This is a genomic window from Cronobacter condimenti 1330 (genome assembly GCF_001277255.1).
In the GTDB taxonomy this organism is placed as follows: domain Bacteria; phylum Pseudomonadota; class Gammaproteobacteria; order Enterobacterales; family Enterobacteriaceae; genus Cronobacter; species Cronobacter condimenti.
Map to the genome: position 1 here is coordinate 3,897,707 of NZ_CP012264.1, position 20,021 is coordinate 3,917,727.

The window sequence follows — 20,021 nt, forward strand, 5'->3', positions numbered from 1 at the left end:
TAAATTCAGGCGTCAATGCTAATGCGCTTCCATAAAGAAGCACCACAGAAATTCTACGGAGTTTCTGATATTCTTGCGCCGCAATTGCATTATTAACCAGAGGCTTTACATCGTTTATGTCCGGTTGGCCACGAATTTACTACAAATTACTTAATTTACCATTAAGCGTGCTGGTAAAAAGCAAGTCCATCCCGGCGGCGCCTTGCCCCGAACTTGGGCTCGATACGTCACGTCCTATCATGTACGTGCTGCCGTATAACTCGAAGGCAGATCTCCTGACGCTGCGGGCCCAGTGCCTGGCGCATGATCTGCCAGACCCTCTGGAGCCGCTCGTTATCGACGGCACCGAGCTGCCGCGTTATGTGTTTATCCATGGCGGGCCTCGCGTGTTCACGTACTACACGCCAAAAGAAGAGTCGATCAAGCTGTTCCATAATTACCTGGACCTGCACCGCAGTAACCCGGATCTCGACGTCCAGATGGTGCCCGTCTCCGTCATGTTTGGTCGTTCACCTGGTCGTGAAAAGGGCGAAGAAAACCCGCCGCTGCGTATGCTGAACGGCATTCAGAAGTTTTTCGCTGTCTCGTGGCTTGGCCGCGACAGCTTCGTGCGTTTCTCCCCGCCGGTGTCGCTGCGCCGTATGGCGACCGAGCACGGTACTGATAAGCGTATCGCACAGAAACTGGCCCGCGTGGCGCGCATGCACTTTGCCCGCCAACGCCTCGCCGCTGTAGGCCCGCGTCTCCCGGCGCGCCAGGATCTTTTTAATAAACTGCTCTCGTCTAAAGCGATTGCCCGCGCCGTTGAAGATGAAGCGCGCACGAAGAAAATCTCGCATGAGAAAGCCCAGCAGAACGCGGTTGCGCTGATGGAAGAGATCGCTGCGGATTTCTCCTACGAGGCGATTCGTATTACCGACCGCGTGCTTGGGTTTACCTGGAACCGCCTTTACCAGGGCATCAATGTTCATAACGCTGAGCGGGTGCGTCAACTGGCGCACGACGGCCACGAGATTGTCTATGTGCCCTGCCACCGCAGCCATATGGACTATCTGCTGCTGTCCTACGTGCTTTATCATCAGGGGCTTGTGCCGCCGCATATCGCCGCGGGTATTAACCTGAACTTCTGGCCTGCCGGGCCGATATTCCGCCGCCTGGGCGCGTTTTTTATCCGCCGCACGTTTAAAGGCAACAAACTCTACTCCACGGTGTTTCGCGAATATCTGGGCGAGCTCTTCAGCCGCGGTTACTCAGTGGAATATTTCGTGGAAGGCGGACGCTCGCGCACCGGTCGCCTGCTTGACCCGAAGACCGGCACGCTCTCCATGACTATTCAGGCGATGCTGCGCGGCGGCACTCGCCCGATTACGCTGGTGCCGATTTACATCGGCTATGAGCACGTGATGGAAGTGGGCACGTACGCGAAAGAGTTACGCGGCGCGACCAAAGAAAAAGAAAGCCTGCTGCAGATGCTGCGTGGGTTAAGCAAGCTCCGTAACCTTGGGCAGGGTTATGTCAACTTTGGCGAGCCGTTGCCGTTGATAACCTTCCTGAATCAGCATGTGCCCGAATGGCGCGACGCTATTGATCCGATAGAAGCGGTGCGTCCGGCATGGCTCACCCCAACGGTAAATGAAATTGCCTCCCAGTTGATGGTGCGTATCAATAACGCGGGCGCGGCCAACGCCATGAACCTTTGCTGCACCGCGCTGCTGGCGTCCCGCCAGCGCTCGTTAACCCGCGAACAGCTGACTGAACAGCTGGAATGCTACCTGAACCTGCTTCGCAACGTGCCGTATGCCTCAGATGCTACAGTGCCGGACGCAACGGCAACGCAACTCATCGAGCATGCGTTGCAGATGAACAAGTTTGAGGTCGAGAAGGACACCATTGGCGATATCATCATTCTGCCGCGCGAGCAGGCGGTGCTGATGACTTATTACCGTAACAACATTATGCACATGCTGGTGCTGCCTTCGCTTATCGCGGCTATCGTGACTCAGCACCGTCGCATCAGCCGTGAGGCGGTACAGCAGCAGGTCGAACTGCTGTTCCCGATGCTGAAAGCGGAGCTGTTCCTGCGCTGGGAAAAAGAAGATGTTCCGGCGGTAGTGGATGCGCTGATTAACGAGATGGCGCAGCAGGGGCTTGTCCTGGCTGATGATGTCTGGCTGCAGGTAAATCCGGCGCGCTCCCGCACGCTGCAATTACTGGCCGCAGGCGTTCGCGAAACGCTGCAACGCTACGCCATTACCTTCTGGCTGCTCAGCGCCAATCCGTCTATCAACCGTGGCACGCTGGAAAAAGAGAGCCGTACCGTAGCGCAGCGTCTTTCTGTTCTGCATGGTATTAACGCACCGGAGTTCTTTGATAAAGCCGTGTTCTCAACGCTTGTGCTGACGCTTCGCGATGAAGGTTATATCAGCGATACCGGCGATGCCGAACCTGCGGAAACGATGAAGGTTTATCAAATGCTCGCAGAGTTAATGACCTCCGATGTCAGGCTCACCATTGAGAGCGCCGCCGCACAGGCAGGCGAATAAACACGCCAGGCCGTTGACAAAAAAGGCGGGGATCCCCCGCCTTTTTTATTGGATGTATGGTGATGGGTGACAGGGAACGGCGGACATGCTTCGCGTACTCGCCCTGCACAAGCGTGACGTGAAACCGCTTATCACGGGTGCGCTTCGTGCCTCCCAGAGCCAACATCAAAACGCCCGGGGGTGGGTAAGCGCAGCGCTACCCGCCCTGTTATCCTCGCCAGTAAGACCATTAAAAAAGGCGAGTTTCCCCGCCCTTTTATCAAATCGTTATGTCACTTAGCGCCAGACCAATAAATATCAGCAATCCCACGTAATTATTATTTAAAAACGCGCGGAAACAGGCATCGCGATCGCGGCCCGCGATGATCTTTTGTTGCCAGATAAATAACGCACCTGCGCCTGCCAGACCGGCGTAGAAAAACGCGCCGAGGTCATTCAGCCAGCCAATAGTCGCCAGCAGCGCCAGTACAACAACCTGCAGTAAGCCAATCATCACTTTATCGTAACGGCCAAACAGAATTGCCGTTGATTTCACGCCGATTTTTACATCATCGTCGCGATCGACCATCGCATATTCCGTATCGTAAGCGACCGCCCAGCAGATATTCGCCGCAAACATTAGCCAGCAACTTAACGGCAGCGACTGGTTGACCGCGCAAAACGCCATTGGGATAGACCAGCCAAACGCCGCGCCCAGCACAACCTGCGGCAGGTGGGTATAGCGCTTCATAAAGGGATACATCCAGGCCAGCGCCAATGCCGCCACGGAAAGCAGAATCGTTTTAACATTCAGCGTCAGCACCAGCAAAAACGACAGCAGCACAAGGATAATAAACAGAGTGCGCGCTTCTTTTTCGGTCACTGCGCCACTCGGTAAGGGCCGGTGCGCCGTACGCTTCACGTGGCCGTCAAATTTACGGTCGGCATAATCATTGACGACGCAACCTGCGGCGCGCATCAGCCAGACGCCCGCCACAAATACCGCCAAAATCCACAAAGGCGGCAGCCCCGGCGTCGCCACCCAGAGCGCCCACAGTGTGGGCCAAAGCAGCAGTAATGCCCCAATGGGCTTATCGGTGCGCATCAAACGGTGATAGGCGAGCAGTTTATTCTGCGTCAGGCTCCACGCCATTATCTTTCCTCCTGGTACAACGGTGACGCCGGTAAAAACAGCTCTGTCAGCAACAGCGGCTTGCCCGAGAGGCGCAGCAGCGAACGGCGTCCCCAGAGTTCGTCGCAGCGGCCCGGCTGGATAAAATCACGCGTCAGGGTGGAGGATGTAAAAAGATAGCGGCCGAGCGGGGTGGTGCCGAGCTGTTGCAGCGCCAGTTCCGGCCCACAGAGCGTTGAATCCGGTACCAGGGTGCGTCCCACCAGCCACGGGACCCCATCGCCGCACAGCAAGATTTCACGCAGCCAGTAGCGCGACTCGTGCGGTAAAAACTCGCGCTCAACGACCAGCGCATCGGGCCCGACGAACCCTTCAAACAGTATCTCTACCGTCACACGCTGGCAGAAGCTTTCAAAACGGCGGGTCATTGAGTCTTCAAGTAACAACCAGTCGAGCAGCGCGCCATCAAGCGTGCTGATATCGTCAAAAAAGGACAACGCGCGCAGTTGCCTCAGCGCGGGATGGGACATGCGTGACTCTCCGGGGCCAAAAGTGGACGTATTGTAACGCAGAACCAGTAAAACGGGGGGGGGAAACAAGGGGTACGAACAAAAGCGCAACATGGGTGCAACAGAACAGCATGCTGCGCCAGGAAAAAAGGTGCGCGAATGCGCACCAGGTGTTGCAAACATCAGCAGCGCGGGGAGATGTTTACCCCTTGCCTTTTACGCTGCTGATAAAGGTCTGGCGAGCGGTGGTAGAGCCCAGACGCTCGGCTTCATTCAGCAGTTTCAGAGCTTTATCGACATCACCCTTCGCTACCGCGTCTTTAATGGCGCGATTGAAATAGGCTTCGGTGTCGTTAAGCACCGGTTCGCTTTTCGCGGCAGGCGCAGGCGCCGCGGCGGGGGTTGGCGCAGCAGATGCCGGAGCAGAATAGGCCGTTGCCGGCGCGGCGGTGTTACCTACCGTGACAGACGCCTGACCGGAAGAGCCAAAGAGCGGCCCCACCAGCACGCTGGAGGCGGAGTTAGTGCTCACTTTCAATTTAAGCGTACCGTCAGGCGTATGACGAGCCACCGGGTCAGCGATATCCGGCACGGCATTACCCACCCCTTTGGCATAGGCCTTCGCCGGGTTGGTCATGGTCGTGGTCTTTTGTAAATCTTGCGGCGTAGTAAAGACCAGCAGGTAGAGTTTTTGCTGGCCCAGCGCAGGCGTCAGTTTGAGGGTGCCTTCAAGACGATCAGCCGACACCACGCCCGGCTCCTGGTAAGTAAAGTAGCTGCTCGGGAAATACGCGGCGGGCGTTAAGTTTTGATCGAGCACCAGCACGTTCGGCGCATAAATACCGGTCTGTTTGTTGGCGAGGCTTGTGAGCGTAACGGTCAGTTCGCCGATATTCGCCGGCACGCTATACGCGGCGACTTTACCGGTAATGCCCGGCACGTTCAGGGTCTGGCCGATGGCGGCGAGATCGGTCGTCTGGGTTTGCGATTGCGCGACAGGTGTCCAGGTCAGGCGTTGCAGTTCACCCGCCGGGATAGACGGCGCAGCAGAGGTATTCTGCGGGACGATATTCACATCAGCGAAGCTAACGGCAGGTGCGCCCGCGAGCAGCCCTGCGCTTAAGCATAATGCGACGAGACGTTTTTTCATTTTTATTACCTCGGGTGGAAAGGGAAACGGTAGCCAGGCAATAGCGCGCTTCCCGAAAATCAGTGCTGTTCAATGAGGGTCAGAGGGGCTTGCGCCCCTCTTTTACTGCCACTACGCGTGATTACCACCAGATTTCCATCTGGGCACCGAAGCTCCATTCATCGCTGTCGCCGCGGCTGCTGTTACCGAACTGGGTAAAGCTGCCTGAGGTAACGGCTTCAGAGGTCGTAGACCCGCCAGACGTTTTGACATAGCCCCAGTTCTCATCCCACTTGGCGTAGGTTGCGAAGACGCGAATAGCCGGGCGAGACCAGATGCTGTCGCCTGCCTGCCACTGTTGCGCCAGGGTGATTTTGTACTGACTGTTGGTTTCGTCAACCTGTTGAGACTTCACATTGTCGTAGCCAACTTCCAGCAGGGTGCTCATGATTGGGGTCCACTTGTACATCGGGCGAACACCCACGGTCCACCAGGTGTTGCCGCGATTGTTATCGCGATCGGTATCCTGATACATCGCGACATACATCATGTCCCAGCGATCGCCCATGGAGATTGAACCGTGGTCAAGAATACGGATCAGGCTACCGTCATTATCAACTTCACCGCCGCGAGCCTGCCCTTTACCCTGAGAAGTCATCGAGTCGGTTGCGTACTGAACGACAAATTTGTTAAAGCCAGTTCCAATAGTCTGGGTATGTTCAGCGGTGAACATCCAGCCATCTTTGGAAGCGCCCGGACGCAGAGAGTAGTCGTCAGGAATGTTGGTATGACCGTAATCAACCCCTAATTCCAGGGCACCGTTCGGGTTGGTTTCGATACCAGACCAGCGAACGTCAAACACATCGTTCGGCACATCGTTGTTGTAAGTACGCACACCGTTAGCATCACGATCTGCAAAGCCTGAAGAACCGCCTTGTTCAGAAGAGCGGGTTGCAGCCAGAGCAAGTTTACCCACGCCGAGATCAATATTTTCGATACCTGCGCCTGGGCCTGAGATATCCCAGTAGTAGAAGTCGATCATATGGACATCATGACGCTGATAGAAGCGCTTACCCGCCCAAATGTTGGCGCCCGGCAGCGAATCGATCAGGTTTTTACCAACAACGTTAAATTCGCGGACAGCTGGCGTATCCGTGTTTTCAAAGTCATTTAATTGATTAGTTCTGTAGCCAATATTGGAATCAAAGTAGAAGCTTTTATCGCTTTCCTTCCACACTTCCTGGCCTAATTTAATTTCCGCATAGGTTTCACATTCGTTACCCAGACGGTATTTAGAGCCCGCACCGGTTGCCTGGAAGCACTGCTGTTCGCCACCGCTACCCGTCCAGCCGATGCCGGAACGAGCATAACCTTTGAAGTCCACCGCAGAGGCCTGCGCGGCGAAAATGCCCGCCATGACGGCCACAGCCAGAGGGAGTTTACGCAGAGTTATCATCATTCTATCTCCTGAGATCTTTGCTTTTCTTTGTAATCGGGGGCGCTTAAACGCCGGGCTCTTTATGCAACCGACGACAGGCGGTGCCATCTTCCCGAAAAAGATGGCAACGCTCCGGTGGCAAGCCGATAGCGAATGTGGCGCCCTCTTCTACCAGCACGACGTCATTCTGGCGGTAGACCAGGTTCTGACGCAGCGCAGGGATTTGGATGTGAATCTGAGTTTCATGACCTAACTGCTCGACCACCTGCACTTCGCCTTCGAGCGTAACGTCGGCGATATCGCTCGGCAGGAGGTGTTCCGGGCGAATGCCAAGAGACATATTGGCACCTACCTGAACCTGGGCACTTTCTACCGGCAGCCAGACCAGCTGGCGATTCGGCAGCTCCACCTGCACCTGATCGATGGCGGTGGCGGTAACTTTCACCGGCAGGAAATTCATTTTTGGCGAGCCGATAAAGCCCGCGACAAAGCGATCTGCCGGGTAGTGATAGAGCTCCAGCGGCTTGCCCACCTGGGCAACGCGGCCGGCATCCAGCACCACGATTTTGTCGGCGAGCGTCATCGCCTCGACCTGATCGTGAGTGACGTAAATCATGGTGCGCTTAAGGCGCTTATGAAGACGGGAGATCTCAATACGCATCTGTACGCGCAGTGCGGCGTCCAGGTTGGAGAGCGGTTCATCAAGCAGGAAAACGGACGGTTCGGCCACAAGCGTGCGGCCTATCGCCACGCGCTGGCGCTGGCCACCGGAGAGCGCTTTCGGCCGACGATCCAGCAAGTGCGCCAGTTGCAGCACTTCTGCCACTTGCGTGACACGCTGGTTAATCGCCTCTTTACGGGCTCCAGCAAGCTTCAGGCCAAAGGACATATTTTCAGCGACCGACAGGTGCGGATAGAGCGCGTAAGACTGAAACACCATCCCCACGCCGCGTTCGGCGGGCGGCACATCGTTCATACGCTTGCCGCCGATATGCAAATCGCCGCTGGTGATAGTCTCAAGCCCGGCAATCATACGCAGCAGCGTTGATTTCCCGCAGCCCGACGGCCCGACAAACACCACAAACTCGCCTTCGGTAATGTCGAGATTGATATCCTTCGACACCACCACCTCGCCCCAGGCTTTTGTTACGTTGCGAAGCTGAACGCCTGCCATTCCCTTCTCCCTTGTTTACTTCACCCGCCTCTCGCGGGAAAACCACGTTGTCGGCACTATGCTCCTTGCGCACGGCCGGGCCATCCTCCACCCCCACCTTTTTTATGGGGGAGGAGACGGGAGGATGAGGGGTTGGCGGCTGCCCGACGGCCGGGCGGGCTACGGCGATTTTCGTGATGCAAGCGGCAAAAAACGCAGCGGTTTTCTGTGCGCCAGGCCACATAAATTCCACTTATGTAACTCAGGTCACACTACGAGGCGGTGGGGCGTAGAAGAAAGGAGGATGAGAAGCGCTTGCCAGATGCCCAGACTGGTATAGGTAAAGCCAATACGTGCATCCACGCGCAAACCACTAAAAGGATAGGAGTTATGAAAATTAAAAGCGGCGTACGCCTCCTCGCCCTCTCAGCGCTGACGACGGCGCTCTTTTCTGCCTCTGCTCTGGCCAAAATTGAAGAAGGTAAGCTGGTTATCTGGATCAACGGTGATAAAGGCTATAACGGCCTCGCCGAAGTGGGTAAAAAGTTTGAACAGGACACCGGGATTAAAGTCACCGTTGAACACCCGGACAAGCTGGAAGAGAAGTACCCGCAGGTAGCCGCAACGGGCGACGGTCCGGATATCATCTTCTGGGCCCACGATCGTTTTGGTGGTTACGCGCAGTCCGGCCTGCTGGCGGAAATCACGCCAGAGAAAGCCCTCCAGGACAAAATCTACCCGTTCACCTGGGATGCCGTGCGTTATAACGGCAAAATTATCGCTTACCCGGTTGCCGTGGAATCACTCTCGCTGATTTACAACAAAGACCTGGTGCCGAACCCGCCGAAAACCTGGGAAGAGATCCCGAAACTGGATAAAGAGCTGAAAGCGAAAGGCAAGAGCGCGCTGATGTTCAACCTCCAGGAGCCGTACTTCACCTGGCCGATTATCGCCGCCGATGGCGGTTACGCCTTTAAATTTGAAAACGGCAAATATGACGTGAAAAACGTGGGCGTGGATAGCGCAGGCGCGAAAGCGGGCCTGAGCTTCCTGGTCGACCTTATCAAGAACAAACACATGAACGCCGACACGGACTACTCGATCGCAGAAGCGGCATTCAACAAAGGCGACACCGCGATGACCATCAACGGTCCGTGGGCGTGGGCCAACATCGATAAGAGCAAGGTGAACTACGGCGTCGCCCAGTTGCCGACCTTCAAAGGCAAACCGTCTAAACCGTTCGTGGGCGTGCTGAGCGCCGGCATTAACGCCGCCAGCCCGAACAAAGAACTGGCGAAAGAGTTCCTGGAAAACTACCTGCTGACCGATCAGGGTCTGGAAGCGGTCAATAAAGACAAACCGCTGGGCGCTGTCGCGCTCAAATCCTACCAGGAGAAGCTGGAGAAAGATCCGCGCATCGCAGCAACAATGGCGAACGCGAAAACCGGCGAAATCATGCCTAACGTGCCGCAAATGTCCGCCTTCTGGTATGCCGTACGTACCGCAGTGGTTAACGCGGTGACCGGCCGTCAGACCGTTGACGAGGCGCTGAAAGACGCCCAGGGCCGTATCGCCAAATAAGTCATTGCCAGGCAAGTGGCGGGTTGGGCGTTTGCCTACCCGCCCTGTTCAGGCAAACCGTAGGCTATAGGTAGGGTGGATAAGCGCAGCGCATCCCCCTCACGACATCTTGTTTCATCGTGGCAAGGCCACAAATACGTTTTCATCGTTGTTGAGGAAGATCCCCATGGATGTCATTAAAAAGAAACACTGGTGGCAAAGCGACGCGCTGAAATGGTCGGCGATAGGTCTGCTGGGCTTACTGGTGGGTTACCTTGTTGTTTTAATGTACGCACAGGGGGAATACCTGTTCGCCATCATGACGCTGATTTTAAGCTCAACTGGCCTCTATATTTTTGCGAATCGCCGCGCCTATGCGTGGCGTTACGTCTATCCAGGGCTCGCGGGCATGGGGCTTTTCGTGCTCTTTCCGCTGGCCTGCACCATCGCTATCGCCTTTACCAACTACAGCAGCACCAACCAGCTCACACAGGAGCGCGCACGCCAGGTGCTGATGGACCGCAAATATCAGGCGGGCGACAGCTATACCTTTGGCCTTTATCCCGCCGGTGAACAGTGGCGGCTGGCCCTGACCGATGGCGCCAGCGGCAAATACTACCTCTCCGCACCGTTTAAATTTGGCGGCGAGCAGACGCTGAAGCTGACGGCCGCGCCGTCCCTGCCGGAAGGCGAACGCGCCACACTGCGCGTCATTACTCAGAATCGCCAGGCACTGAGCCAGGTAACGGCTGAGCTGCCAGATGCCAGCCAGCTTGTCATGAGCTCGCTGCGTCAGTTCTCCGGCACGCGCCCGCTTTACGCGCTCGCCGATGACGGCACGCTCACTAACAACCAGAGCGGCGTGAAGTATCGCCCGAATAACGACATCGGCTTTTATCAGGCTATCAATGCCGAGGGTCAGTGGGGCGATGAAAAGCTCAGCCCAGGTTATACCGTGTCGATTGGCTGGGGTAACTTCTTGCGCGTCTTTGCCGATGAAGGCATTCAGAAACCGTTTATGGCGATCTTCGTCTGGACAGTGGTGTTTGCGTTACTGACCGTGGTACTGACCGTCGCGGTCGGCATGGTGCTGGCATGTCTCGTACAGTGGGAATCGCTTAAAGGCAAAGCTATCTATCGCGTGCTGCTGATCCTCCCCTACGCGGTGCCGTCATTTATTTCAATTTTGATTTTCAAAGGGTTGTTCAACCAGAGTTTTGGCGAGATCAACATGATGCTGAGCGCGCTGTTTGGCATCAAACCGGCATGGTTTACTGACCCCACCACCGCGCGCGCCATGATAATCATCGTCAATACCTGGCTTGGTTACCCGTACATGATGATCCTCTGCATGGGCCTGCTGAAGGCGATTCCGGACGATCTGTATGAGGCCTCGGCGATGGATGGCGCAGGCCCGTTCCAGAACTTCTTTAAGATTACGTTCCCGCTGCTCATCAAGCCGCTAACGCCGCTTATGATCGCAAGCTTCGCCTTTAATTTTAATAACTTCGTGCTGATCCTGCTGTTGACCAACGGCGGCCCGGACCGCATCGGCACGACAACGCCTGCGGGCTATACCGATCTGCTGGTGAGCTACACCTGGCGTATCGCCTTTGAAGGCGGCGGCGGACAAGACTTCGGCCTCGCGGCGGCTATCGCTACGCTTATCTTCCTGCTGGTGGGCGCGCTTGCGGTCGTGAACCTCAAAGCCACACGCATTAAGTTTGATTAAGGAGACCTGACATGGCTATGGTTCAACCGAAATCCCAGAAGCTGCGTCTGCTGGTGACACACCTGCTGCTGCTGGCGTTTATCGCCGCCATTATGTTTCCACTGCTGATGGTCGTGGCGATTTCGCTGCGCCCCGGCAACTTCGCCACCGGCAGCCTCATCCCGGATCAAATCTCCTGGGAGCACTGGCGCCTCGCGCTTGGTTTCAGCGTGGAGCACGCCGATGGCCGCGTGACGCCGCCGCCGTTCCCGGTGCTGCTGTGGCTGTGGAACTCGGTGAAAATCGCGGTCATTACCGCGGCGGGCATCGTGACGCTCTCCACAACCTGCGCCTACGCCTTCGCCCGTATGCGTTTTCCGGGTAAAGGCGCGCTGTTGAAAGGTATGCTGATTTTTCAGATGTTCCCGGCGGTGCTGTCGCTGGTAGCGCTCTATGCGCTGTTTGACCGCTTAGGCCAGTACATTCCGTTTATTGGGCTGAATACCCACGGGGGGGTTATCTTCGCCTATCTCGGCGGGATTGCGCTGCATGTCTGGACTATCAAAGGCTATTTCGAAACCATCGACGGGTCGCTTGAAGAAGCGGCAGCGCTTGATGGCGCCACACCGTGGCAGGCATTCCGCCTGGTACTGCTGCCGCTGTCAGTGCCTATTCTGGCCGTCGTGTTTATTCTCTCGTTTATCGGCGCTATCACGGAAGTTCCGGTCGCCTCGCTGCTGCTGCGCGATGTTGACAGCTACACCCTGGCGGTCGGTATGCAGCAATATCTCAACCCGCAAAACTACCTGTGGGGCGATTTCGCGGCCGCTGCTGTGCTCTCTGCCATCCCGATTACCGTGGTCTTCCTGCTGGCCCAGCGCTGGCTGGTGAGCGGCCTCACGGCGGGCGGCGTGAAAGGTTAACCCTCGTCATCATTATTTTTGCCACTGTAGTTCCATTGTATCCCTGACTTGATGTTTGTTTCGGCGGCCTGCGGGCCGCCTTTTTTATGGGCATCTGGCGCGCTGTTACAGCGCGAAAAGCGTGACGGCGGTCTATATTATGGGTTCAGGTTTTGCAGCGCCCGCCGGGTCTGCGCACAGTTAACGGTCGCGTTAACGCTTACTTACGACAGGGAAAGAGAATGAAAATAGCCTGCCTGCATACGGCGCAAAGCAACGTGGCGGTTTTTGATGAAGCCGCCCGCGCACTGAATCTTCCGCAAGACGCTTTAACCCACGAGGTAATGCCGCACCTGCTCGAACAGGCGCAAGCCGCGGGCGGCGTAACGCCGGAAATCGAAAAAGAGACCATTGCCGCACTGGCGCAACTGCGCACTGACGCCGACGTCGTGCTGCTCACCTGCTCCACGCTCGGCTCCGCTGCCGATTTTCTTGCTCAGGACCCAGGCATCATGCGGGTGGACCGCGCGCTGGCTCAGGCGGCCACCACCGCAGGCCAGCCAGTGGTGGTGTTGTGTGCCGCGCCGACCACGCTGCACCCGACTGCGGCGCTGTTTCGCGCCACGCTCGCGCCCACGACACCGCTCGGGGTAGAGCTTATTCCGGACGCCTGGGCGCTGTTTCAGCGCGGCGATGAGGACGCCTTTCACCAGCGCGTTGCCGAGGCGGCAGAACAGGCGTTCGCGCGCGGCGCGGGCTGTGTGGCGCTGGCGCAGGCCTCAATGGCGGGCGCCGAGCGTTATTTCAGCCATCCCAAACTGCTGACCAGCCCACGCGCCGCGCTGGCACAGATTATCGCGCGCCTTGAACGGGAGCGTGCGTGATGTTCGGGAATATACCGAAAATGCGCGAGGCGCGCGTGAGCGATATCGTGGTGGGACGCGACGTGATGATTTATCACCCCGCCAACCTGTATGAGTGCGAGCTGGGCGACGGAGTCTTTATCGGCCCCTTTGTGGAGATCCAGCGCCATTCGCGGATAGGACGCGGCACGCGGGTGCAGTCGCATACGTTTATCTGCGAATTTGTGACCATCGGCGAGGATTGTTTTATCGGTCACGGGGTGATGTTCGCCAACGATATGTTCCGTGACGGTAAGCCGGACCCCGACTGCGACAACTGGGTACGGATAACCATTGGTGATAACGTCTCCATTGGCAGCGGTGCGACGATCCTCGCGGAGTCGATTTGCAGCGGCGCGGTGATTGGCGCAGGCAGCGTGGTGACGAAGCCCATCACCGAGAAAGGGGTATACGCCGGAAACCCGGCGCGGTTGTTGCGGCGGTTGTAAGCGTAACATCGTGTGGCAGGTGCGCTGTTGCTTACCCGCCACACGACATCTCAACTGTAAGAGGGGTAAGCGCAGCGCACCTGCCGCCCCTTACACCTGCCGCACTCTTAACGGAAGTTAAGGCTCTTATCGCTCGTCATGCTGTAAAGATCAAACTTACGACCCAGCATCTGACCACCATCGCGGGTGAGCGGCGTCCAGCCGATAGCGGCGCGGCTGCGGGTCGGGCTGGTGGTGAAGAGATCAAACGGCACGGAGACGTACACGCCTTTGGTGAAATCCCCTTCGCCATACTCTTCCGGCGAGACGTTGGTAATAGTGGCGTAAGCACCCACCACAATCCCGCTGTCGAAGTGCTTCGACACCTCCAGCGTGCCGCCTTTGTCGCCCGCCAGATACTGACCAACGCTCGCTTTGATCAGCACATCCTGCGCAAACGGCGGCGTCCAGTAGGCGGTCAGGTGACCCGTTTTCACGCTGTAATCGGTGAACTTCATCATGTTTTGCGGACTGGTCCAGTCACGCTGCTTCACGTAGTTGCCGTTAACGCCAAACGCCCAGTTGCTGTCCACCGGACGCCACAACACTTCGGCGCCTGCGCCTGCGTACATGGTTTCCAGATAACCTGCGTAGATCTGGCCGTAGAAATCGCCACCCAGATGCTGGAAGTAGTTCGCCTGCATGTTGTTAACGTAATAGTTGTTCTCAACATATTCACGAACGCGGGTACGCACGCGCGGCAGCGGCGAATTATCTTTCGGGTTGGTGTAGTTGAATTTGCCGTAGTTATTCGCCAGGTTCACAAACACGCTACCGGTCGTCAGCAGGTGGTCAGTGAGCCAGAGATCGGCCGTGCCCATCAGGCCGAGCTGATACATGTAGAAGTTTTCCGGGCCGCCGATGGACTGGTTCAGCACCGGATTGACCGCCAGGTTAAAGCGCGACTTCTCGATATACCATCCCTGCTCCGGGTTCTCCGCCTCGACAGGCGTCATGCGCTGCTGCGCGAGCGGCGTTTCATGGCCGAGCGGCTCGCCTTCCAGATGACGCTTCAGGCTCGCCACGTCAGTTTCCGTGGTGACCTGCGGCATGTTAAGCCGCGTTTCGGTCACGCGGATGCGGTCCACGCCTTCTGGCAGATCATTCATGATGATGCGATTGGCGCGCTCAATGCCTTCGCGGGAGTCGCGGTATTTATACTGTTCGCCGGTGACGTAAAGCGTATCGCCCTTCACCTGAATCTGCGGATTGTTAAGGCCCGCGTTGTATTTCAGTGAGGTCAGCTGATTGGCCACGACGCTGTGCTGCAACACGGGATCCTGCGGCTGCGGCTCATATTCAGGGCGACGGTTGTCACGATAAGACGGGCGAAGATCGTTAAAGTTGGTACGCAACGTAAAGCCGAACATCACCGTGTTGCCGCGCTCGTAGCTCAGGTTCACATCGGCCCAGTCGGCGACGCGGTAAATCGCGCCGACGTTAAATTTGCTCTTCTGGTCGATTTTGCCGGCGAAATCTTCGGTGTAGTTGTTACCTTCATATTCCAGCTTCAGGCGCAGCGGCTGCCACGGCGTCTGGTATTCAATCCCGCCGAAAATAGCCGCCGGGCCGTGGAACATGGTGCTGCCGTCAATCGAGCCTGCGCGCTGATAGCTCGGGTCGCGGTAACAGAATTTATCGTCATACTGACAGAACGGGTTTTTCACGTTGGCGTTCGTGCCGAGGTACCCCCAGCCGAGGCCCAGCGAGAAATCAAACGGCCCCCAGGCTTTGTTAGCCACGATGTATTCGGCGTCAAAAAGCCCCGTACCGCCGATATCGCGCGCCCCGACGGCAACCTGCGGCAGCCAGTACCCCTCTTCCCACAAGCGCAGTTTGAGATCGAACGCTTTATCTTTATACGTCTGGTTGCCGGAGAACGACTCCACGTTGGAATAGGCGCGGGTACGCACGTCGGTGTAGCGCAGCGTCGTTTCAAGCCACGGGAAAAGCTGAATGGAGGCGGAATAGTAACGATACTGATCGTTATCGCGATAGTTCAGGCTCAGTTCACCCTCGCGCGCCATACGTGCTGTCGGCGTCTGCATCAGGCCAACGCCCCCGAAATCGGACTGCGACGGGCCAACAGGCGCCGGATACGTTTCGGCATGGCAGGCGGAAGCGACCGCCAGCGCCAGCAGGCTGAAGTAGTAATGTGTTTTCATTAATCCGGTATCCGATGCGTCAGAGAGGAGATGATTTGCGCGTTCAGCTCGTCATACGCTGAGGTAAACGTATGGTCGGCGAAGCCGACGTACAGAATACTGCCCGGCATCGGCTCGACGTGGCGCTGATTCCAGTACGCTACCGGTACCTTTTCCACGCGGCCAGTCGGCTGAATCAGCCAGGCGTAGCTGCGTTCGGCACCGCTCAGGCGGCTGACTTCATCGAGGTAGTCGGTCACGGGCTTGCCGGGGGTAAACGTTTTTTTACCGGGCGCGCTGACCAGCCCCACAAGCGTAACGGTGGAAGGCTGCTGGCCGACCCATAACGTGTACTCGCCCTCAAGCGGCGGATTATTTTGCGGACGCACCCGCACGCGATCCGGATCGAGAATGACTCTCTGACGGCCTGTCACTTTCATGGCCTGCAACTGCTGACGCACGCTGTTAATCGCGGCGCCGTCATCGCCGCCTTCTTCGGCGGCCAGTGTCGCCAGGCGGTTTAGCAGCACCTGATGCTGCGCCTGCGCCTCAACGCTTGCCTGACGTTCGCTGATAACCGCGCCAAGCCACCAGCTGCCGGCTAACTGCGGTTGAGAAACCAGATCGGCGAGATGTTTCGCGCCGGAAACTTTAAGCGGCTGTGCATGGTCCCGATAAACGGTAATCGTGCCGTCGGCAAAAGCGTTAACGCTGCCGAGGCTAAATATCAGCGAAGCGATAAGTGTGGTTTTCATTATTTCGCTGCCTTCAACAGAATGGTGGTGACCGGAAAATAGCCCGCCCCCAGATATTGTTTTGACTGACGAATCTGCCCTTCGCTATCCACCCAGAAGCGGTTATGCCAGGTGGCCGCGTCTGTCGTCACTTCTTCATCCAGCACGCGCACTGGCGTGATGTCGCTGCCCACTTTGAGCGTGTCGGTGCCATCCCAGGTAAAGGTGGAACGGGCAGTGGCGTAACGTACCTGATGACGCTCGGTCCAGCCCATCGTGCGGGTCCAGCTGGCGCCGTCGATAATTTGATTTGCATGCACAAGCGGGTCGGCGGCGACATTATTGATGTCGATGAGGTTGTCGGCGAGGCTTAGGGTTTTAATGATGCGGCCATGCTGCGTCACGATCGTCGCACGGTCCTGCGTCACCCATTTTTGCTGGCCGTTTTCAGAAAACGCGAGTACTACAAAGAGCTGCGGGCCGTTATTCAGCGTCATGTACTGGCTGGCGTAAGGCATGTTCTGGATATCGTCATCCGTGAGCTGCACGCCATCCGGGCCGAAAATGCTTTGCCTGAGTGAGTTGCCTAGTTCCCTGGTCGTGGTGGAGCAGGCCTGAATCATCAGGCACATCAACACAATCGCGAGTCGCTTCACGATATTTCCCCAAAAAAAGTCAAAATAACCACACCGTAGTGTGGTTATGGTTAAAGCCCCCGAAGGGTTTACTGGGTGGTGCTGGTGGTGGTGGTGGTAGTGGTCCCGGTGTTGGAACCATCGCCGCCGCCGGTGGCGGCAAGCGCCACACCGACTACCGACCCTACAGTGCTTGACGCGGTGGCGCTGGAGCTGCCAACCGACACAGAGGTCGCTGCTGAGCCTGCCGCTTCACCGACGCTAACCGGTGCAGCCTGGGCTGAGACAGCGCCAAGCGCTGCAATGGCGAAAACGCCACTAAGGATTTTCTTCATATCAATTTCCCTTCATTGAATGAATGGAGATTTACCCGAAAAGCTTTTCAGGCGCTTCCGAGTATACACAACAACCCCTGTCGGTTTACGACACAAGGAAATAGGCACAGGGTTTTAGGATAATTAGACAAATAGCGCAGGATGACATAATAAATTTTATATAAATCATTTATTTTTCATGCTGTTATAATATATTCATGAAAAGCAGTGATCCGGTTTATCTGAAAGCATTCAGGCGTGCGGAAGCCAGGCGCGGCGATTTTCAGATTAACCTCAAGATTAAAGAGTAGCGGGGATCGGCCGGACAACAAGATTTATCTGAGAAAAAAATGCCGGCATATTGCCGGCATCATTATGTTTATTTGCGACGTTATTCAGGATTAAGCACGCCAGGATTTATAGCGATTAATTAAGCCATTGGTAGAACTGTCATGGCTGTTGATAGCCTTATCATCGCCCAGTTCCGGCAGGATGCGGTTAGCGAGCTGTTTGCCAAGCTCCACGCCCCACTGATCAAAGGTGAAGATATTCAGGATAGCGCCCTGGGTGAAGATTTTGTGCTCGTAAAGCGCAATCAGCGCGCCCAGGCTGAACGGCGTAATTTCACGCAGCAGAATGGAGTTGGTCGGGCGATTGCCTTCAAACACTTTAAACGGCACCACGTTTTCCAGCTGCGCCGGATCTTTCCCCTGGTCGCGGAATTCCTGTTCAACCACATCGCGGGATTTACCAAACGCCAGCGCTTCGGTCTGCGCAAAGAAGTTAGACAGCAGCTTCTGGTGGTGATCCGACAGCGGGTTATGCGTGATAGCCGGCGCGATGAAATCGCACGGCACAAGCTTAGTGCCCTGGTGAATCAGCTGATAGAACGCATGCTGGCCGTTGGTACCCGGCTCGCCCCAGATGATTGGGCCGGTCTGGTAATCCACGGCGTTGCCATTGCGGTCAACGTATTTACCGTTGGATTCCATGTTGCCCTGCTGGAAGTAGGCCGCGAAACGGTGCATGTACTGGTCGTACGGCAGAATCGCTTCGGTTTCTGCGCCAAAGAAGTTGTTGTACCAGATGCCAATCAGCGCCAGCAGCACAGGCAGGTTTTTCTCAAGCGGCGTGGTAGAGAAGTGTTTGTCCATCTCATGGGCGCCGGAGAGCAGTTGAACAAAGTTGTCATAACCCACGGAGAGAATGATGGACAGACCGATCGCCGACCACAGGGAGTAACGGCCACCGACCCAGTCCCAGAATTCAAACATGTTGGCGGTATCAATGCCGAACTCGCCGACCGCTTTCGCGTTGGTAGAAAGCGCTGCAAAGTGCTTCGCGACGTGTTTTTCGTCACCGGCGGTTTTCAGGAACCAGTCGCGCGCGCTATGCGCGTTGGTCATGGTTTCCTGGGTGGTGAACGTTTTGGAAGCCACCAGGAACAGCGTGCTTTCCGGGTTAACCTTTTTCAGCACTTCAGCGATGTGGGTACCATCGACGTTAGACACAAAGTGCATGTTCAGATGGTTTTTGTACGGGCGCAGCGCTTCGGTCACCATGAACGGGCCGAGGTCAGAGCCGCCAATGCCGATATTCACCACATCAGTAATCGGCTTGCCGGTGTAGCCTTTCCACTCACCAGAAATAATCGCCTCAGAGAATTTTTTCATTTTCTCAAGCACAGCGTTCACTTCTGGCATCACATCTTTGCCATCGACCAGGATCGGGGTGTTGCTACGGTTACGCAGCGCGACGTGCAGCACGGCGCGATCTTCCGTGCGGTTGATCTTCTCACCGGAGAACATGGATTTGATGGCACCTGCCAGATCGGTCTCTTTTGCGAGATCCAGCAGTTTGTCGAGCGTTTCCTGGGTGATACGGTTTTTGGCGTAATCCACCAGCATCAGATCATTAAACGTCGCGGAGAATTTACTGAAGCGGTCGGCGTCTTTGGCGAAGAGTTCAGCGATGGTGACATCTTTCATCGCATCGAAGTGGGTTTGTAGTGCCTGCCAGGCAGAAGTCTGCGTCGGATTGATGTTTTTCATAGCAATACTCTTGTGATTTGAGAATTGTAACTGCGGTCGATTGTAGCGCCAGTCGCTGAAATTGTGATGATTTTTATCATAAGGCCGGACGCGAACCATCGCGGCGCCGAGACGAAAGTATAGCTGTTATAAGTTATTTTCCTGGCAGGCCGCGTAACATGAAAAATCCCCATGACCGTATCGTTGACAATCCCCCGGCCAAACCTTTATTTATGAATAAGTACCGGCCCGATGCGCTTCGCGCACTGTTGGCCGGTAAATTTTATGGGGTTTCAGCGCGCTTATGCACATGCTGAACAAAACGAAACTCCAGCAGGTCGTTTTGCACCACAAAGCGGCTTACAGGAGCCAACGTTTTCCAGACTAGTTCGACCTGTGGCAAGGCGGTAAGCGGGGCATTCCCTGGAACATACAAAAGTATGTGACCAGGTATGGCCGTGCAGCCAACGCCGCCACAGGTTCAAATATGAAGGAAAACCAGAAGAGGCGCGTCGCCCAGGTATCGTGTCTGAGGAGCCACTCCGCAGACGGCACGAGAGGGGGAGCGACGCCGAGGTAGCGCGGCGTCTGGCAACGTTCGCTATCGGCTACAGGGGCTGAATCCCCTGGGCTGTCACCCGAAACGTCAGCAGTCGAACGTTTCGCAAGGTGGAGCGCTTCTGGGTGGTTGTTGTGGTGGTCTATCCGCCTGCGTCCG

16 protein-coding genes and 1 riboswitch are annotated in these 20,021 nt (G+C 56.4%); of the genes, 6 read left to right on the forward strand and 10 right to left on the reverse strand.

Annotation, left to right across the window (positions count from 1 at the left end; genetic code table 11):
- Positions 1–116: 116 nt before the first annotated feature.
- Positions 117–2,543, forward strand: coding sequence for a glycerol-3-phosphate 1-O-acyltransferase PlsB (gene plsB / locus AFK62_RS17870; protein WP_053532066.1), 2,427 nt, complete (start codon positions 117–119; stop codon positions 2,541–2,543).
- 259 nt (positions 2,544–2,802) lie between these two features.
- On the opposite strand, the gene ubiA is transcribed toward plsB, so the two are convergent.
- From ubiA to malK, 5 genes are all read right to left on the reverse strand, one after another.
- Complete coding sequence (gene ubiA / locus AFK62_RS17875; RefSeq protein WP_007667575.1) at positions 2,803–3,675, reverse strand: 4-hydroxybenzoate octaprenyltransferase; 873 nt, start codon at positions 3,673–3,675, stop codon at positions 2,803–2,805.
- Positions 3,675–4,184: a chorismate lyase gene (gene ubiC / locus AFK62_RS17880; protein WP_007667577.1), complete on the reverse strand. Its 510-nt coding sequence runs from the start codon at positions 4,182–4,184 to the stop codon at positions 3,675–3,677. Before ubiC ends, ubiA begins: the two co-directional genes overlap by 1 nt.
- A 181-nt stretch (positions 4,185–4,365) precedes the next feature.
- Positions 4,366–5,313, reverse strand: coding sequence for a maltose operon protein MalM (gene malM / locus AFK62_RS17885; RefSeq protein ID WP_007667580.1), 948 nt, complete (start codon positions 5,311–5,313; stop codon positions 4,366–4,368).
- Between the two features lie 121 nt (positions 5,314–5,434).
- Positions 5,435–6,751, reverse strand: coding sequence for a maltoporin (locus AFK62_RS17890; protein WP_007667582.1), 1,317 nt, complete (start codon positions 6,749–6,751; stop codon positions 5,435–5,437).
- A 43-nt stretch (positions 6,752–6,794) separates the two neighbouring features.
- The gene (malK, locus tag AFK62_RS17895; protein ID WP_007667583.1) at positions 6,795–7,904 is read right to left on the reverse strand and encodes a maltose/maltodextrin ABC transporter ATP-binding protein MalK; all 1,110 of its coding nucleotides are present in this window, start codon (positions 7,902–7,904) and stop codon (positions 6,795–6,797) included.
- Positions 7,905–8,273: 369 nt separating this feature from the next.
- Between malK and malE the strand changes: the two genes are divergently transcribed.
- The 5 genes from malE (at position 8,274) to AFK62_RS17920 (ending at position 13,407) form a co-directional block, all read left to right on the forward strand.
- Positions 8,274–9,464 carry a maltose/maltodextrin ABC transporter substrate-binding protein MalE gene (malE, locus tag AFK62_RS17900; protein ID WP_007667587.1) on the forward strand — a complete coding sequence of 397 codons (1,191 nt, stop codon included), beginning with the start codon at positions 8,274–8,276 and terminating at the stop codon, positions 9,462–9,464.
- A 166-nt stretch (positions 9,465–9,630) separates the two neighbouring features.
- Positions 9,631–11,175 (forward strand): maltose ABC transporter permease MalF, encoded by a 1,545-nt coding sequence (gene malF, locus AFK62_RS17905; RefSeq protein ID WP_007667591.1) that lies wholly within the window; start codon positions 9,631–9,633, stop codon positions 11,173–11,175.
- A gap of 11 nt (positions 11,176–11,186) precedes the next feature.
- Positions 11,187–12,077: a maltose ABC transporter permease MalG gene (gene malG / locus AFK62_RS17910; protein WP_053532067.1), complete on the forward strand. Its 891-nt coding sequence runs from the start codon at positions 11,187–11,189 to the stop codon at positions 12,075–12,077.
- Positions 12,078–12,298: 221 nt separating this feature from the next.
- Positions 12,299–12,940 carry a hypothetical protein gene (locus AFK62_RS17915; RefSeq protein ID WP_007667605.1) on the forward strand — a complete coding sequence of 214 codons (642 nt, stop codon included), beginning with the start codon at positions 12,299–12,301 and terminating at the stop codon, positions 12,938–12,940.
- A 20-nt stretch (positions 12,941–12,960) separates the two neighbouring features.
- On the forward strand, positions 12,961–13,407 hold the full coding sequence (locus tag AFK62_RS17920; RefSeq protein WP_369834749.1) for an acyltransferase: 447 nt from the start codon (positions 12,961–12,963) through the stop codon (positions 13,405–13,407).
- A 107-nt stretch (positions 13,408–13,514) separates the two neighbouring features.
- On the opposite strand, the gene AFK62_RS17925 is transcribed toward AFK62_RS17920, so the two are convergent.
- The 5 genes from AFK62_RS17925 to pgi form a co-directional block, all read right to left on the reverse strand.
- The gene (locus AFK62_RS17925) at positions 13,515–15,611 is read right to left on the reverse strand and encodes a YjbH domain-containing protein (RefSeq protein ID WP_053532068.1); all 2,097 of its coding nucleotides are present in this window, start codon (positions 15,609–15,611) and stop codon (positions 13,515–13,517) included.
- Complete coding sequence (locus AFK62_RS17930; RefSeq protein ID WP_007667612.1) at positions 15,611–16,345, reverse strand: capsule biosynthesis GfcC D2 domain-containing protein; 735 nt, start codon at positions 16,343–16,345, stop codon at positions 15,611–15,613. The genes AFK62_RS17925 and AFK62_RS17930 overlap by 1 nt, the downstream gene beginning before the upstream one ends.
- Positions 16,345–16,980 carry a YjbF family lipoprotein gene (locus AFK62_RS17935; RefSeq protein ID WP_007667614.1) on the reverse strand — a complete coding sequence of 212 codons (636 nt, stop codon included), beginning with the start codon at positions 16,978–16,980 and terminating at the stop codon, positions 16,345–16,347. The genes AFK62_RS17930 and AFK62_RS17935 overlap by 1 nt, the downstream gene beginning before the upstream one ends.
- A gap of 68 nt (positions 16,981–17,048) precedes the next feature.
- Positions 17,049–17,294, reverse strand: a complete 246-nt coding sequence (gene yjbE, locus AFK62_RS17940; RefSeq protein WP_007667616.1) for an exopolysaccharide production protein YjbE — start codon at positions 17,292–17,294, stop codon at positions 17,049–17,051.
- 380 nt (positions 17,295–17,674) lie between these two features.
- Positions 17,675–19,324, reverse strand: coding sequence for a glucose-6-phosphate isomerase (pgi, locus tag AFK62_RS17945; protein ID WP_032984120.1), 1,650 nt, complete (start codon positions 19,322–19,324; stop codon positions 17,675–17,677).
- Positions 19,325–19,797: 473 nt separating this feature from the next.
- A riboswitch (Lysine riboswitch) is annotated at positions 19,798–19,991 on the forward strand.
- Positions 19,992–20,021 lie beyond the last annotated feature (30 nt).

Bases quoted from the DNA above. Each gene is read 5' to 3' on its own strand.
- pgi (WP_032984120.1), bottom strand. From the start codon at position 19,324: ATGAAAAACATCAATCCGACGCAGACTTCTGCCTGGCAGGCACTACAA.
- yjbE (WP_007667616.1), bottom strand. From the start codon at position 17,294: ATGAAGAAAATCCTTAGTGGCGTTTTCGCCATTGCAGCGCTTGGCGCT.
- malF (WP_007667591.1), top strand. From the start codon at position 9,631: ATGGATGTCATTAAAAAGAAACACTGGTGGCAAAGCGACGCGCTGAAA.
- malK (WP_007667583.1), bottom strand. From the start codon at position 7,904: ATGGCAGGCGTTCAGCTTCGCAACGTAACAAAAGCCTGGGGCGAGGTG.
- AFK62_RS17915 (WP_007667605.1), top strand. From the start codon at position 12,299: ATGAAAATAGCCTGCCTGCATACGGCGCAAAGCAACGTGGCGGTTTTT.
- ubiC (WP_007667577.1), bottom strand. From the start codon at position 4,184: ATGTCCCATCCCGCGCTGAGGCAACTGCGCGCGTTGTCCTTTTTTGAC.
- AFK62_RS17930 (WP_007667612.1), bottom strand. From the start codon at position 16,345: ATGAAAACCACACTTATCGCTTCGCTGATATTTAGCCTCGGCAGCGTT.
- plsB (WP_053532066.1), top strand. From the start codon at position 117: ATGTCCGGTTGGCCACGAATTTACTACAAATTACTTAATTTACCATTA.
- malM (WP_007667580.1), bottom strand. From the start codon at position 5,313: ATGAAAAAACGTCTCGTCGCATTATGCTTAAGCGCAGGGCTGCTCGCG.
- AFK62_RS17920 (WP_369834749.1), top strand. From the start codon at position 12,961: ATGCGCGAGGCGCGCGTGAGCGATATCGTGGTGGGACGCGACGTGATG.
- malG (WP_053532067.1), top strand. From the start codon at position 11,187: ATGGCTATGGTTCAACCGAAATCCCAGAAGCTGCGTCTGCTGGTGACA.
- AFK62_RS17925 (WP_053532068.1), bottom strand. From the start codon at position 15,611: ATGAAAACACATTACTACTTCAGCCTGCTGGCGCTGGCGGTCGCTTCC.
- AFK62_RS17890 (WP_007667582.1), bottom strand. From the start codon at position 6,751: ATGATGATAACTCTGCGTAAACTCCCTCTGGCTGTGGCCGTCATGGCG.
- malE (WP_007667587.1), top strand. From the start codon at position 8,274: ATGAAAATTAAAAGCGGCGTACGCCTCCTCGCCCTCTCAGCGCTGACG.
- ubiA (WP_007667575.1), bottom strand. From the start codon at position 3,675: ATGGCGTGGAGCCTGACGCAGAATAAACTGCTCGCCTATCACCGTTTG.